Below are 13,955 nucleotides of genomic sequence, written 5' to 3'. Positions count from 1 at the left end.
TTCGATCACAAAGGTCGGATGCCGAGCCCGCGCTGTGCCCGCGATGCCTGTGCGCCAAAGGTGCCAAAGGTCAAGTCTAAGGGGGACGGGCAGCGCGGCAGGCCCGAGGTCCCCGGGGCGGGGCGCCCGCCGCGAGCTCCTAGGCCAGGAAGGCCGGCGTCGCGACGGGCAGGCTGAATCGGAACTGGGCGCCGCCGGCGGGGGCCCGGCCGACCGTGATCGTGCCGCCGTGCGCCTCGACGATGCCCTTGACGATGTACAGGCCCAGGCCCGTGCCGCCGCGCTTGCTGCCCCGCCAGAAGCGGGTGAACACGCGGCTCATCGACTCCTCGGGAATGCCGGGTCCCTCGTCGCTCACGGTGACGCTCGTCCCCTCCGTGCTGGTCGCGTCCGTTGCCGGTCCGACCTCGATGGTGACGGTTCCCTCGCCGTGGCGCACCGCATTTTCCAGCAGATTGCCCAGCACCTGGTCGACCTTGTCCGGGTCCGCCCACAGATCCGGCAGCGGCTCCCGCATCCGGATCAGGAAGCGGTCCGGCTGCTGGCCGGCGGTGGTCTGCGCCTGGACGTGCCGGCGGACCGCGGCGATCATGTCGACGCGCTGCCGGCGGACCTCCAGCCGCCCGGAGTCGATCCGGGAGATGTCCAGCAGCTCGGCGATCAGGCGGGTGACGCGGTTGGCGTCGGCGTCCACCGTCTCCAGCATCAGCCGCTTCTGGTCGTCGGTGAAGCGTTCCCACTTTTGGAGGAGGGTGGCGGTGAACCCCTTGACGGAGGTCAGCGGCGAGCGCAGTTCATGGGCGACGGTGGCGATCAGCTCGGCGTGGCTCAGCTCCGTACGCCGCCGGGCCTCCGTGCCGCGCAGCGCGATCACCAGCCGCTGCACGGGCCCCGTGGGCCGGCTGCGGACGTAGCGGGCGGAGACCAGCACCTCGCGGCCGCCGAGCAGCAGATTGCGCTCGGGCTGGCCGCGGCGGATGGCGAGCCCGCCATAGGGGTCGGTGAGCCGCCACCAGCGGCGGCCCTCGACGTCCTGGAGCGGCAGGGCCGCTTCGAAGGGGCGGCCGAGCGCGTCCTCGGCGGCGATTCCGGTGATCCTGGCGGCCGCTGCGTTGAAGCAGACCACCAGGCCGGTCTCGTCGGAGACGACCAGGCCGTCGGGCAGATCGTCGGGGTCGAGTCCCGCCCCGTACGCGTCCGGTGCGGTGGCGGGCGACGGTCCGCGCCCGGCTCCGCCGGCCGGACCGCTGTCAGTGGCGACTGTGATGCCGGAAGTCCTCACACTCATCCCCGTTACCCCCTCCCGGGCCCCCGGCACGCAAGACTACTAGCTCGCCTCGGATGTGCCGGGACGATCCGGCCCACGCCCCTCAGGCGGGTGACACCGCGCGGCAGCCACCGGCGCTGCGCTGGGCGCGGGCGGAGGCGTAGAGGCAGACCGCGGCGGCGGTGGCGAGGTTGAGGCTCTCCGCCTTGCCGTGGATGGGCACCCGTACGACGGCGTCCGCGAGCGCCCGGGTCTCCTCGGGCAGGCCCCATGCCTCGTTGCCGAAGACCCAGGCGGTGGGCCCGCCCATGGAGCCGGTGTCCAGTTCGGCGTCCAGGTCGCGGTCGCCCGCGCCGTCGGCGGCCAGGATGCGCACGCCGGCGGTCCGCAGCCCCTCCACCACGCGCTGGACCGGTACGCCGACGGCCACCGGCAGGTGGAAGAGCGAACCGACCGAGGCGCGCACCGACTTGGGGTTGTACAGGTCCACCGAGGCGTCGGTCAGCACGACCGCGTCCGCGCCGGCGGCGTCCGCGCAGCGCAGCACCGTACCGGCGTTGCCGGGGTCGCGGACGTTGGCGAGCACCGCGACCAACTGCGGGCGGGCGGCGAGGATCTCCTCGAACGGCGAGTCCAGGAACAGGCAGACGCCGAGCAGGCCCTGCGGCGTGACGGTCTGGGAGATGTCCGCGACGGTCCGGTCGTCGGCGAAGTGCACCGGTACGCCGGCCGCGCGGGCCGCCTCGACGATCTCGGCGTGCCGCTCGGCGGCCTCGACGGTGGCGAACAGCTCGATGAGCGTGGGCGCGCCGTCGACGCGGTGCGCGATGGCCTCCCGTACGGCCTGCGGGCCCTCGGCGATGAACCGGCGCTCCTTGCCGCGGAAGGCACGGCGGGCCAGCCGCCGGGCGGCGGTGACGCGCGGGGAACGCGGGGAGATCAGCTCGGGGGTGCCCATGGGCGGCGGCTCACTTCTGTTGTTCGGTGCGTGCGGGGACGGGGGCCGGTCCGTCGGCGCCCGTCCGGAAATGCGGCGGACCCGCAGGCCGGGGCCTGCGGGTCCGCGTCACCACGTCGTCAGGCTGGGGTTCAGGCAGCCTTCGGGGCGTTGACGTCGCTGGGAAGCGCCTTCTGGGCGGCCTCGACGAGCGCGGCGAACGCGTTCATGTCGTTGACCGCGAGGTCCGCGAGGATCTTGCGGTCGACCTCGATGTTGGCGGCCTTCAGACCCTGGATGAAGCGGTTGTAGGTCATGCCGTTCTGGCGGGCAGCGGCGTTGATGCGCTGGATCCACAGCTGACGGAAGTCGCCCTTGCGCTTCTTGCGGTCGTTGTAGTTGTAGACGAGGGAGTGGGTGACCTGCTCCTTCGCCTTGCGGTACAGGCGGGAGCGCTGGCCGCGGTAGCCGCTGGCCTGCTCCAGGATCGCCCGGCGCTTCTTGTGGGCGTTGACTGCCCGCTTGACGCGTGCCACTTGTTAACTCCTTGTAGCGGGGCCGTGGTTGTCGTCACACGACCCGAGTCGATTGAGTCCCGGTCCGAGTCGCGCGCCCCGGTCGTCGAGTGGGGCGCGGCGGCTCACTTGCCGAGAAGCTTCTTGATCTTCGCGGCGTCGCCCGGGGCCATCTCGGCGTTGCCGGTGAGGCGACGCGTCACGCGGGACGACTTGTGCTCGAGCAGGTGGCGCTTGCCGGCGCGCTCGCGCAGCACCTTGCCGGAGCCGGTGACCTTGAAGCGCTTGCTGGCACCGCTGTGCGTCTTGTTCTTCGGCATGCGCCGTTCTCTCCTCGTCAGTGGCGCTCCCACCGGCACGGACCGGCTAGCGGGAGCGTCAGATGTATCGGTTGGTATCCGGGGCGGGTGCCCCGGCATGGATCCGGGGCTCGCCCAGAGATCACGCCTCGGCGGGCTCCTCGGCGGGCTCCTCCGCGGGAGCACCGCCCTGGCGCTCCGCCTTGCGGGCGGCCTGCGCCTCACGGGCCTCGGCCATCGCCTCGGTCTTCTTCTTGTGCGGACCGAGGACCATGATCATGTTTCGGCCGTCCTGCTTCGGATTCGACTCGATGAAGCCGAGGTCCTCCACGTCGGACGCGAGCCGCTGCAGCAGCCGGAAGCCCAGCTCGGGGCGGGACTGCTCGCGACCACGGAACATGATCGTGATCTTGACCTTGTCACCCTGCTTGAGGAACCGAACGACGTGACCCTTCTTGGTGTCGTAGTCGTGCGGGTCGATCTTCGGCCGGAGCTTCATCTCCTTGATGACCGTGTGCGCCTGGTTCTTGCGCGCCTCACGGGCCTTCATGGCCGACTCGTACTTGAACTTTCCGTAGTCCATGAGCTTGCAGACCGGCGGACGGGCGTTCGCCGCCACCTCGACCAGGTCGAGGTCGTACTCCTGCGCAAGCTCCAGGGCCTTGGCAAGCGGCACAATGCCGACCTGCTCGCCACTGGGACCGACGAGTCGCACCTCGGGGACGCGAATCCGGTCGTTGATGCGGGGCTCGGCGCTGATGGATCCTCCTCGGTAGCACCACGCGACGGCCTGGCGGACTGCCGCGTAACGTCTGTTCGGTGTGACCAACCGCGCCGGTACATGCAAAACGCCCCGGACGGGACACAGGCGGGGCTCCACATAGATCTGGAGCACCGCCGCGAAGTCTCCGCGGGGCGCAGCCGGACCGTTGACCCGCCAACCTGAGGTCGGTCGGGTGGGAGAACGGAGCCTCCACTTGTGGGCCGGTCACATGCGTGTCCGGCCGGTCGGAACACCAGAATACACGAGTCAAGGGGTGCCACCCACTCCTGTGCGGGCACCGGTGGCGGCGCGCAGGCCCTCCGCGCCCAGGAGGACACTCCCGGACGCGGGGCCCGTCGGCGCTGCCCATAGGCTGGAGCCGACCCCTCAGCAGGAAGAAGCCCGAAGACATGAGCGACCAGACCCCGCAGCAGCCCGACCCCACGAGCGCGGCGCAACCCGACTTCGACGCCATGACCCGTGACATCGCCGAGGTGCCGGCCGTCGAGGTGATCACCACGGTCGCGGTGCATCTGATGAGCTCGGCGGCGGTCAACCTGGGGCTCGCCGAGGACGGCGCGGCGCACAAGGACCTCGACGAGGCGCGCAAGCTCATCCAGGCGCTCGCCGGGCTGGTCACCGCCAGCGCCACCGAGATCGGCTCGTACCACGCGGCCCCGCTGCGGGACGGGCTGAAGTCGCTGCAGCTGGCGTTCCGCGAGGCGTCGGTCGTCCCGGACGAGCCGGGCCAGGGTCCCGGGGAGAAGTTCACCGGCCCCGTTTACGGCTGAGCCGCGGATCTTCCGTACGGACGAAGGGCCCCGACCGGGAGACGGTCGGGGCCCTTCGGGTGTGCGGTGCGGGTGGCGCCCGGACTCAGGGCCGCCCGCCGGGACCGCTCGCGGCATCGGCCGGCATGCCCTCGTCGGCGACGATGAGCGGCTCGTGGGCCGGATGGGTGACCTGATGGACCACGGCCGCCAGGGCACCGCCGATCAGCGGCGCGACGATGAACAGCCACAGCTGGGTGATGGCCGCGCCGCCGGCGAACAGGGCCGGGCCGATGGACCGCGCCGGATTCACGGAGGTGCCGGTCAACGGGATGCCGACGAGGTGGACGATGGCCAGCGCCAGACCGATCGCCAGTCCGCCGAAGCCGAGCACGGCCACCTTGTGGGTGGCCGACAGCACCACGAAGACGAACAGGAAGGTCATCACGATCTCGATGACGAAGGCACCGCCGAGGTTGATGTGCACCGCCGAGCGGTCGCCCCAGCCGTTGGTGCCGAAGGCCCCGTGCGTCTGCAGGCCCGGGATCTGCGTGGCGACCAGGAGGAGCAGCGCGGAGCCGACGATGGCGCCCAGGACCTGGGCGATCCAGTACTCGACGGCGGTGCGCACCGTGATGCGGCGGGCCAGCAGGATGCCGAGCGTCACCGCGGGGTTGATGTGGCATCCGGAGATCGGGCCGATGGCGTAGGCCAGGGCCAGCATCGTGAAGCCGAAGGCCAGGGCGATGCCGAAGGTGCCGATGTACTCGCCGGCCAGCACCACCGAGCCGACGCCGAAGAACACCAGAAGCAGCGTGCCGAGGAACTCGGCCACGACGACGCGGGTCAGAATCGTGGAGGTCGCCGCCTCCCTCTCCGTCTCGGATTTCTCCATGGGGGCTCTCCTCGCGTGGATCTTGAGCTCTCCTCGCATTGTGCGGCCCTGGAGACGACCCCGCCCGTTGGCGGCCCCGGGCCCGGGCGGGATGCCGGGCCCCGGAGCGGCGGCTCAGCGCCGGTAGAGCGGCTGCCCGCCCGTCGGGCCGCCGGGCGGGAGAAGGGCCAGGTCCAGGCCCCGTACCAGCCGGGCGCGGAGCACCTCGTCGGTGGCCAGCGCCTGCGCCAGGCGCTGGGCGACCTCGGCGGTCGGTGCCCCGGCGGCGAGGCCGAGCGCGAGCGTGCCGTCGGTCTCCTCGGACGGTGCGAGATGGGCGACGAGCACGGCGGGCTCGGCGGCGAGCAGGGCGCGCAGGGCGTCGGTGACGGCCGGGTCGGCGAGCGGGTCGGCGGTCGTGCGGCCCTCCGCCAGGGCGCGCAGCGCGGGGCCGGTGAGCTGGTAGGTGACCGGGCCCGCCAGGTCGATGACGAGGGTGTCGGCCTGCTCGTGGGAGGCGGCCAGCAGCGCCTGGTGGAGCGGGACCGCCACCGGGCGGGCGTCCGGGCGCCAGCGCTTCAGCGTCTCCATCGACGTGAAGGCGGGCAGGGCGCGGCGGCCGTCCGGGGCCTTGAGGGTGGGGACCGCCATATCGCTGGTCTTCTCACGGCGCAGGCCGTCCGGGCCGGTTTCGACCTCGCCGAGGAGGGCGACCACCGGGACGAGGACGCGGGCGCCGGCCAGCGCCGCGAGGAGTTGCGGCTCGGCGCCGCGGTCGTCGTCGTACGCCGCCAGGGCGGCCGCCAGCGCGGGGTCGGCCGAGCCGTCGTCGTCGGAGAAGCCGGGGTCGGGGATGTTCTTCTGCACGCCGGCGAGCGTATCGGGCCGGCTTCCCGCGCCGTCGTGCGCCCGGGGGCTTCAGGTGCGGGTCCGCCAGATGACGGCCGCGGCGGCGACGAGGGCCAGGCCGAGGGCGCCGGCGGTCCAGGGGACCCAGTCGACGGGGGTGTCGGCGGGGTCGTCCGTGGTGGGGCCGGGGCCGAAGTAGCGAGCGGAGTAGTCGGCGGGAACCGGCTTCTGGGGTGCGGGCTTGAGGGCGGGGGCGGCCTTGAGGGCGGCGGCGGGGTCGATCAGGCCGGCGCCGTAGTCGTCGTCGCGACCGCCCTCGGGGGTGTCCTGGGCGGTGGCGGTGAGCAGGCGGCGGATCTGGGCGGGGCTCAGATCGGGGTGGGCGGAGCGGATCAGCGCGATGGCGCCGGAGACGAAGGCGGCGGCGGGGCTGGTGCCCCAGCCCGAGACATAGGCGCTGCCGTTGCCGGCCATGGCGATCTCGTCGCCGGGTGCGCTGACCGTGGCGTACCAGTGGCGGGTGGAGAAGTCGGCGCGTTCGCGCCGGTAGTTGACGGCGGTGGCGGCGATGACGCCCGGGTAGGCGGCGGGGTAGGAGACGTGGTCGCCCTTCTCGCCGCCGTTGCCCGCGGAGGCGACGACGGGGATGCCCTTGCCGAGGGCGTACTGGATGGCGGCGTCCTCGCGCGGCTCGGGGTGTGCGGACTCGCTGTCGTCGCCGAGCGACATGCTGATCACGTCGGCGCCGTGGTCGGCGGCCCAGCGGATGCCGTCGGCGAGCGCGCCGGCCTTCTCCGTGCGGGCCCGCCCGCGCTGCGGATCGTTGTCCTCCAGGATCACCCGGACCGGGAGGATCTTTGCTTCGGGGGCGACGCCGAGCACGCCGTCCTGGCGGCCCTGGCCGTGCCCCCGGCCCGCGATGACGCTGGCCATTCCGGTGCCGTGCCGGGCCCATGCCCCGTCTCCCGGGCCGGCGCCGAAGCCGACCAGGTCCTTCTCGGGCAGGACCTGGCCCGCCAGGTCGGGGTGGTGGGCGTCGACGCCGGTGTCCAGGACGGCGACGGTGACGCCCGCGCCCTTGGTCGTGCGCCATGCCTGCTGGGCGTGGATGGCCTGCAGGCCCCACTCCTGGGCGCGGATCACATCGGCGTGGGCGGGCACGGAGGGCAGCACGGCGAGCGCGGCGGCGGCCAGCGCGACGGCGACGCCGCGCAGGGTGGTCTTCGTCATGGCGAGGACTCCGTGGTGTGCGGGGCGATGCCGGACGCCGTGCGGAAGTCCGTCGCGATGCGGTCCGCGATGTCCTTGGCGTCGTGGCCGAGGCCCGACTCGGCCGGGGCGGTGGTGGCGCCCGGCCGGACCGCGGCCTCGGCGGACTGCGGTGCGGAGACGGCGCGGCCGTCGGCGAAGCCGGAGACGGCGAAGACGATCACCGGGATGTCGGTGAGCACCCGGACGGTCCAACTGGCCCGCTGGGCGCGCCCGAAGCCCTCGGCCGGGGTGCCCTTGGCGGCGTACGGCACCGGCATCAGGTCGGTGCGGCTGCCCAGGCTCTTGGTGCTGAAGCGGGTGTTGAGGGCCATCATTCCGGCCGCGTCGGCCTTGGCGGTCTGCACACCGACCGTGATGACGCTGGAGCGGGTGGCGTCGAGGTAGGTGGCCCGCAGCAGGCGGACGCAGCCCGCGCGGGCGAGCGCCTGGGCGAGCGGGCGGTCGTAGGCGCCGGTGCAGCCGCTGTCGGGGGCGACGGCGATCCGGGTCCAGGTCCGGTCGGCGCCGCCGGGGCCGACGCCCAGGCCCTGGATGGTGCGCGGGAAGAGCGTGTCGACGGGGGTGTTGCGCCAGACGTCGCGGCCCGCGGCGAAGGCGGCCTCGGGGGTGGGCGGGGCGTCGGCGGAGTCGGCGGTGAGCCAACTGCCCACCGCCGCACCGCCGATGAGGCCGATGCCGAGGACGAGGCAGGCCGCGGCGGCGCCCACCGGGCCGCGGAGGCGGCGGCCGGTCGAGGGCCGCGGCCGGGTCCCGGCGGGCATGCCGACGGTCGCCCCGGGCGTCTGCTGCGGCAGGGGCGTGCGGGGCCAGGGCGGCTGCTGCGGGCGCTCGGCCGCGGGCGCCGGCGGCTCGCTGCCGGGCGCCGCGGACGGGGTGGCGGAGGCGGGCTTGCGGGACCGCGGCGGGGTGCCGGCCGCGGGCGCGGGGCCGCCGTTCCACAGGTCCTGGCTGTTGGCCAGGTGGAAGGCGGCGGTGTCCCGGAAGGCGTCCGGGCGCCGGGGCGGCGGTGTGGTGGGCGCCGGGGAGCCGGGCGCGTGGTGCGGGCGCGGGGGCTGTCCGGTGGGCGGCGCCGGTGGCGGCGCGCTGGGGCGCGGCGGGACGGCCGGGTCGGCGGGAGGCGCGGGCCGTCGGGGCGGTGTCGGGTCGGCGGCCGGGGGCTGCGCGGCCTGCGCCCTGACGGGCGGGGCGGGCGGGGCGGGCGGCGCGCTCGGCACCCGGCGCAGCACGGTCGTACGGGGGTCCGTGTGCGGTTGCGGCGCCGGGGTCACCGGGGGCTGCCGGGGCGGCCGCGGGGGTATGGGCGGGATGTGCCGCGCATCGGCGAAATCAGCGTCGGTGCTCACCCGCGCTCCCCCTTGCACCGTGGCCCCGGACCCGATCCGCAATCGGGGCAGGGTGACTGGTATCCGGACAACACGCCGCTGACCTGCTGGTTGCGGTGTCGGGCCACTCTAAGGGCTGGCGCCGTCGGCGCTCCAACCCTCCCCCGAGCTCTGAAGGAGCAGGGGATGCCCCCAGTCGCCGCCATGTCCGCTCTGTCGCGATCTCTCCCCTACCCAGTGGTAAACAGGCGTGGCAGGCTGCGGACCATGCCCCAGCACACAGCCGACGCGGATGGCGACAAAGCCCGTTACGACCGGGCCACCGCACACCTCGACGCGCCGCTGGCCGTCGTCGACCTGCAGTCCTTCGACGCCAACGCCGCCGATCTGGTGCGCCGCTCGAAGGGGAAGCCGATCCGGGTGGCGAGCAAGTCGGTGCGCTGCCGGGCCCTGCTGGAGCGGGTGCTGGCGCGGGAGGGGTTCGCCGGGATCATGAGTTTCACGCTGGCCGAATCGCTGTGGCTGGCCCGCTCGGGCTTCACGGACGTGCTGCTGGCGTACCCGTCGGTGGACCGGGCCGGCTTCGCCGAGCTGACCGCCGATGCCTCGCTCGCCGGCGCGGTGACGGTGATGGTCGACGATCCGGCGCAGCTCGATCTGATCGACGCGGCCCGCCCGGGCGGTGGCCGCGGCGGCGAGGAGGTGCGGGTGTGCCTGGAACTGGACACCTCCTTCCGCCTGCTGGGCGGCGGGGTGCGGGTCGGCGCGCGGCGCTCGCCGCTGCGGGCGCCGGCCCAACTCGCCGCGCTGGCCCGGACGGTGGCGCGCCGTCCCGGGTTCCGGCTGGTGGGGCTGATGGCGTACGAGGGGCATGTGGCGGGTGTGGGCGACGAGGTCGCCGGCAAGCCGGTGTTCTCGCGGACGGTCCGGGTGATGCAGGCCGCGGCGCGCAAGGAGCTGGCCCGGCGCCGCTGGGAGGCCGTACGGGCGGTGCGGGCGGTGGCCCCGCGGCTGGAGTTCGTCAACGGCGGTGGGACCGGCAGTGTGCAGCACACGGCGGCGGAGGCGGCGGTCACCGAGATCGCGGCCGGGTCGGGGCTGTATGTACCGCGGCTGTTCGACAACTTCCGTTCGTTCAGCGGGCGTCCGGCGGCGCTGTTCGCCCAGCCGGTGGTGCGCCGGCCCGGTCCGGGCGTGGTGACGGTGCTGGGCGGGGGCTATCCGGCGTCGGGGGTGGCGGGCGCGGACCGGCTGCCGGTGCCGCATCTGCCCGCCGGGCTGCGCTACGACCCGCAGGAGGGGCCCGGCGAGGTGCAGACGCCGCTGCTGGGGCCGGCCGCGGACCGGCTGGCGATCGGCGACAAGGTGTGGTTCCGGCATGCCAAGGCCGGTGAGCTGTGCGAGCGGTTCGACCGGCTGCAACTCGTCGACGGGGACCGGGTGGTGGACACGGTGCCGACGTACCGCGGGGAGGGCCACGCCTTCCTGTGACCCGGCGCGGGCCTCCCCGGGTACGGATCGGTGCGGTCAGTACACGCTGTCCTGCTGGTCGGGGATCACCGAGCCGTCGGGGCGGTGAATCGGGGCGAGGGTGCCGTCCGGCTGGACGGAGCCGGCGGTCGAGCACGGGTACGCGTCGGTCTTGCGCTTCTTCGGCTCGATGAACATCGGGTTGATGATCCAGCGGTGGTCGCTGTTGTCGTACGCCCGGCACATCAGCTCGGTCTTGTTGCGGTTGATGGCCAGGTGGCCGGCGGTGGCATCGCCGACGAACGTCACATCGGTCTCGGCGTCGCCCGCCGCGAAGGCGGCACGGTGCGCCGGGTCCTGCTTCTGCCACGCCTTGGCGCCCTTGACGTGGAAGATCTCCTGGTTGATCCAGCAGCGCTTACCGTCCATGTACGTCAGGACCTCGCCGTTGGTGTCCTTGACGTCGCCGCAGCCCTGGACGCCGGTGGTGAGCTTGCCGCCGCGGACGAGGTTGCGGATGCCGATGACGTGGTCGCGGTCGATGCCCACACCGGGCGCCCAGGCGCGTACCAGCGGCTCCGCGGAGGCGGAGACGATGTAGACGTCGAAACCGGCCTTCTTGAGGGTGCCGATGAGGTCGCGCTGCTGCTCGTAGTAGCGGATGTATCCGGCCCACTTGTGCGTGCCGACCGTCTGCTCCGTACCGATCGGCGCGGCGAGGTTCTGCTTGCGCGCCTTGGCAGCGTACGAGGTCAGGGTGGCCGGGCTGTGCCCGGCGAACAGCTGGGTGATCCAGACGTAGGAGGGCACCGTGCGCCGGTGGTTCCACTCGCCCGCGAACGCGGGCTTGCCGTCCGAGGTCTTCTCGTCGTTGTAGACGTCGAGGATCTCGTCGGTGCAGCCGGTGTCGGTCGACGTCGGCAGCGGGTGGCCGGCGGGTACCTGCGTGCCGCACGCCTCGGTGAGCGCGCGGGCGGCGTCGTCGGTCAGCCACTTGTTGGTGGCCTTCCAGCTGGCGGGGCGGAGCACCTTGTCGTGGCGCAGCATCCAGGCCAGCGTGGCGTCGGAGATGTCGTTCTTGACGACGGTGTTGTCCCAGTCGAAGGTCGCGACCGGGCGCGCTCCCCCGCTCCCGGAGCAGCTGCCGCTCTCGTCGATCATCTTCTGGAGCTTGGCGTGGTTGTCGCCGTACCAGCCCTTGGACACGTGGAGGGTGGGGCAGTGGCGCGGGGCCGGTCCGGCGGTGGCCGTCTGGGCGACGGCGACGCCGCCTCCGGCGACGGCGAGGGCAGCACCGGCTGCCAGCCAGCGACGCTTGTTGAGCATGGAACGCACTCCTGTCGAACCTGTCGAACGAAGAACCGAAGGCGGACGCTAGCGCATGGCGGCCGGACGTCGAGCGACGTCCGGCCGCCATGGCGCTTACCCGGAAGTGAACAGCGAGTGGCTTACAGCGGGGTGACGTACGCGCCCGCGATACCGCCGTCGACCAGGAACTCGGCGGCGTTGACGAACGAGGAGTCGTCGCTGGCGAGGAAGGCGACCGCGGCGGCGATCTCCTCGGGCTCGGCGAACCGCCCGACGGGCACGTGCACCAGGCGGCGCGCGGCGCGCTCGGGGTCCTTGGCGAACAGCTCCTTGAGCAGCGGGGTGTTGACCGGCCCCGGGCACAGGGCGTTGACCCGGATGCCCTCGCGGGCGAACTGCACGCCCAGTTCACGGGACATCGCCAGCACGCCGCCCTTGGAGGCGGTGTAGCTGATCTGGGAGGTGGCGGCGCCCATGACGGCGACGAAGGAGGCGGTGTTGATGATGGAGCCGCCGCGGCCGGTCCGCTGGAACTGGCTCTGCATGTAGGGCAGCGCGTGCTTGCAGCACAGGTAGACCGAGGTCAGGTTGACCTCCTGGACGCGCTTCCAGGCGTCGAGGCCGGTGGTGAGGATCGAGTCGTCGTCGGGCGGCGAGATGCCGGCGTTGTTGAAGGTGACGTCGACCGAGCCGTAGGTGTCGAAGGCGGTCTTGTAGAGCGCCTCGACCTGCTCGGAGTCGGTCACGTCGACCTGGACGAAGGTGCCGCCGACCTCTTCGGCGGCGGCCTTGCCGGCCGTCTCGTCGATGTCGGCGCAGACGACGTTGGCGCCTTCGGAGGCGAGTCGGCGGGCGGTGGCCAGGCCGATGCCGCTGCCGGCTCCGGTGATCACGGCGGTACGGCCGACGAGGCGGCGGCACACTGCGGTCTGGTCGGTCACTTAGCGCTCCTCTGTGCTGATGAAGATGTTCTTGGTCTCGGTGAAGGCGGCGAGCGCGTCCGGGCCCAGCTCACGGCCGAGACCGGACTGCTTGAACCCGCCGAAGGGGGTCCAGTAGCGCACGCTGCTGTGGGAGTTGACGGAGAGGTTGCCGGCCGCGACGGCCCGCGAGACGCGCAGCGCACGGCCGACGTCGCGGGTCCACAGCGAGCCGGACAGGCCGTAGTCGGTGGCGTTGGCGAGCCGTACCGCCTCGGCCTCGTCGTCGAAGGGGAGGACCACGGCGACCGGCCCGAAGATCTCCTCGACGGCCGTGCGGTCCTCGGGGCGGCCCTCCAGGACGGTGGCCGGGTACCAGAAGCCCTTGCCGGCGGGGGCCTCGCCGCGGATGGCGGCCGGGGCGTCCTCGGGGACGTAGGACCGGACCCGCTCGCGCTGGGCGGCGGAGATCAGCGGGCCCATCTGGGTGGCGGGATCGGCCGGGTCGCCGACCGCGAAGGACTTGACCGCCGGTTCCAGCAGCTCCATGAAGCGGTCGTAGACGCCGCGCTGGACGAGGATGCGGCTGCGGGCGCAGCAGTCCTGGCCGGTGTTGTCGAGGAAGGAGCCGGGGGCGGCGGCCGCGGCGGCCTCGATGTCGGCGTCGGCGAAGACGATGTTGGGGCTCTTGCCGCCGAGTTCGAGGGTGAGCCGCTTGGTCTGGGCCGCGCAGCGGGCGGCGATCTGCCGGCCGGTGGCGGTGGAGCCGGTGAAGACGACCTTGGCGACGCCGGGGTGGTCGACCAGCGCGGTGCCGGTGACCGGCCCCTCACCGGGCAGGACCTGGAAGAGGCCCTCGGGCAGCCCGGCCTCCAGGGCCAGCTCGGCGAGCCGGAGCGCGGTGAGCGGGGTGGTCTCGGCGGGCTTGAGCAGGACGGCGTTGCCGGCCGCGAGGGCCGGGGCGGCGCCCCAGGCGGCGATCGGCATCGGGAAGTTCCAGGGCGCGATCACGGCGACCACGCCGAGCGGCTCCTGGACGGTGATGTTGAGACCGCCGGCGACCGGGATCTGGGTGCCGGTCAGGCGCTCCACGCCCCCGGCGGCGTAGTGCAGCAGATCGCGGACGTTGCCCGCCTCCCACCGGGCGTTGCCCAGCGGGTGGCCGGCCTCGCGCAGTTCGAGTTCGGCGAGCGGGTCGATCTGGGCGTCGACGACCTCGGCGAAGCGGCGCAGCAGGCGGGCCCGGTCGCCGGGTGCGACGGCGGCCCAGGCCACCTGGGCCGCGGCCGCCCGGCGGACCGCGGCGTCGACCTCTTCGGGGGAGGTGGTGGGGACGGTGGCCACCACTTCCTCGGTGGCCGGGTTGAGGATCTTCAGCTCGTTCAGCAC

General features: G+C 73.3%; 14 protein-coding genes. 2 read left to right on the top strand and 12 right to left on the bottom strand.

The window, feature by feature from the left end; translation table 11 throughout:
- Positions 1-139: 139 nt before the first annotated feature.
- The 5 genes from ACZ4NB_RS20955 to infC form a co-directional block, all read right to left on the bottom strand.
- Complete coding sequence (locus tag ACZ4NB_RS20955; protein WP_467663555.1) at positions 140-1,288, bottom strand: sensor histidine kinase; 1,149 nt, start codon at positions 1,286-1,288, stop codon at positions 140-142.
- Between the two features lie 82 nt (positions 1,289-1,370).
- Positions 1,371-2,225 (bottom strand): TrmH family RNA methyltransferase, encoded by an 855-nt coding sequence (locus ACZ4NB_RS20950; protein WP_467663553.1) that lies wholly within the window; start codon positions 2,223-2,225, stop codon positions 1,371-1,373.
- Positions 2,226-2,356: 131 nt separating this feature from the next.
- Positions 2,357-2,740 carry a 50S ribosomal protein L20 gene (gene rplT / locus ACZ4NB_RS20945; protein ID WP_384428642.1) on the bottom strand — a complete coding sequence of 128 codons (384 nt, stop codon included), beginning with the start codon at positions 2,738-2,740 and terminating at the stop codon, positions 2,357-2,359.
- A 104-nt stretch (positions 2,741-2,844) separates the two neighbouring features.
- Complete coding sequence (rpmI, locus tag ACZ4NB_RS20940; protein WP_016576627.1) at positions 2,845-3,039, bottom strand: 50S ribosomal protein L35; 195 nt, start codon at positions 3,037-3,039, stop codon at positions 2,845-2,847.
- A gap of 121 nt (positions 3,040-3,160) precedes the next feature.
- Positions 3,161-3,847, bottom strand: coding sequence for a translation initiation factor IF-3 (infC, locus tag ACZ4NB_RS20935; RefSeq protein ID WP_393488145.1), 687 nt, complete (start codon positions 3,845-3,847; stop codon positions 3,161-3,163).
- A 344-nt stretch (positions 3,848-4,191) separates the two neighbouring features.
- On the opposite strand from infC, the gene ACZ4NB_RS20930 reads away from it, so the two are divergent.
- The gene (locus tag ACZ4NB_RS20930) at positions 4,192-4,572 is read left to right on the top strand and encodes a DUF1844 domain-containing protein (RefSeq protein ID WP_467663551.1); all 381 of its coding nucleotides are present in this window, start codon (positions 4,192-4,194) and stop codon (positions 4,570-4,572) included.
- Positions 4,573-4,657: 85 nt separating this feature from the next.
- Here the strand turns inward: ACZ4NB_RS20930 and ACZ4NB_RS20925 are convergent, their stop codons facing one another.
- The 4 genes from ACZ4NB_RS20925 to ACZ4NB_RS20910 all read right to left on the bottom strand — a co-directional run bounded on the left by ACZ4NB_RS20925 (position 4,658) and on the right by ACZ4NB_RS20910 (position 8,889).
- On the bottom strand, positions 4,658-5,446 hold the full coding sequence (locus ACZ4NB_RS20925; protein WP_467663549.1) for an MIP family channel protein: 789 nt from the start codon (positions 5,444-5,446) through the stop codon (positions 4,658-4,660).
- A 114-nt stretch (positions 5,447-5,560) separates the two neighbouring features.
- The gene (locus ACZ4NB_RS20920; RefSeq protein WP_467663548.1) at positions 5,561-6,292 is read right to left on the bottom strand and encodes an SseB family protein; all 732 of its coding nucleotides are present in this window, start codon (positions 6,290-6,292) and stop codon (positions 5,561-5,563) included.
- Positions 6,293-6,343: 51 nt separating this feature from the next.
- On the bottom strand, positions 6,344-7,504 hold the full coding sequence (gene mycP / locus ACZ4NB_RS20915; RefSeq protein WP_467663547.1) for a type VII secretion-associated serine protease mycosin: 1,161 nt from the start codon (positions 7,502-7,504) through the stop codon (positions 6,344-6,346).
- Complete coding sequence (locus ACZ4NB_RS20910) at positions 7,501-8,889, bottom strand: hypothetical protein (protein ID WP_467663546.1); 1,389 nt, start codon at positions 8,887-8,889, stop codon at positions 7,501-7,503. The genes mycP and ACZ4NB_RS20910 overlap by 4 nt, the downstream gene beginning before the upstream one ends.
- Positions 8,890-9,135: 246 nt before the next feature.
- Between ACZ4NB_RS20910 and ACZ4NB_RS20905 the strand changes: the two genes are divergently transcribed.
- The gene (locus tag ACZ4NB_RS20905; protein ID WP_467663545.1) at positions 9,136-10,359 is read left to right on the top strand and encodes an amino acid deaminase/aldolase; all 1,224 of its coding nucleotides are present in this window, start codon (positions 9,136-9,138) and stop codon (positions 10,357-10,359) included.
- A gap of 36 nt (positions 10,360-10,395) precedes the next feature.
- Here the strand turns inward: ACZ4NB_RS20905 and ACZ4NB_RS20900 are convergent, their stop codons facing one another.
- The 3 genes from ACZ4NB_RS20900 to ACZ4NB_RS20890 form a co-directional block, all read right to left on the bottom strand.
- Positions 10,396-11,664, bottom strand: coding sequence for a haloacid dehalogenase-like hydrolase (locus ACZ4NB_RS20900; RefSeq protein ID WP_467663543.1), 1,269 nt, complete (start codon positions 11,662-11,664; stop codon positions 10,396-10,398).
- Between the two features lie 122 nt (positions 11,665-11,786).
- Positions 11,787-12,587: a 3-oxoacyl-ACP reductase gene (locus ACZ4NB_RS20895; RefSeq protein WP_393488156.1), complete on the bottom strand. Its 801-nt coding sequence runs from the start codon at positions 12,585-12,587 to the stop codon at positions 11,787-11,789.
- Positions 12,588-13,955, bottom strand: coding sequence for an aldehyde dehydrogenase family protein (locus ACZ4NB_RS20890; RefSeq protein WP_467663541.1), 1,368 nt, complete (start codon positions 13,953-13,955; stop codon positions 12,588-12,590).

The organism is Streptomyces sp. NPDC026575 (assembly GCF_055567415.1).
Note: the sequence above shows the minus strand (reverse complement) of the source record. Positions and strands in the feature narration are given on the sequence as shown.

Bases quoted from the DNA above. Each gene is read 5' to 3' on its own strand.
- ACZ4NB_RS20950 (WP_467663553.1), bottom strand. From the start codon at position 2,225: ATGGGCACCCCCGAGCTGATCTCCCCGCGTTCCCCGCGCGTCACCGCC.
- ACZ4NB_RS20955 (WP_467663555.1), bottom strand. From the start codon at position 1,288: ATGAGTGTGAGGACTTCCGGCATCACAGTCGCCACTGACAGCGGTCCG.
- ACZ4NB_RS20905 (WP_467663545.1), top strand. From the start codon at position 9,136: ATGCCCCAGCACACAGCCGACGCGGATGGCGACAAAGCCCGTTACGAC.
- mycP (WP_467663547.1), bottom strand. From the start codon at position 7,504: ATGACGAAGACCACCCTGCGCGGCGTCGCCGTCGCGCTGGCCGCCGCC.
- rpmI (WP_016576627.1), bottom strand. From the start codon at position 3,039: ATGCCGAAGAACAAGACGCACAGCGGTGCCAGCAAGCGCTTCAAGGTC.
- ACZ4NB_RS20900 (WP_467663543.1), bottom strand. From the start codon at position 11,664: ATGCTCAACAAGCGTCGCTGGCTGGCAGCCGGTGCTGCCCTCGCCGTC.
- ACZ4NB_RS20925 (WP_467663549.1), bottom strand. From the start codon at position 5,446: ATGGAGAAATCCGAGACGGAGAGGGAGGCGGCGACCTCCACGATTCTG.
- ACZ4NB_RS20930 (WP_467663551.1), top strand. From the start codon at position 4,192: ATGAGCGACCAGACCCCGCAGCAGCCCGACCCCACGAGCGCGGCGCAA.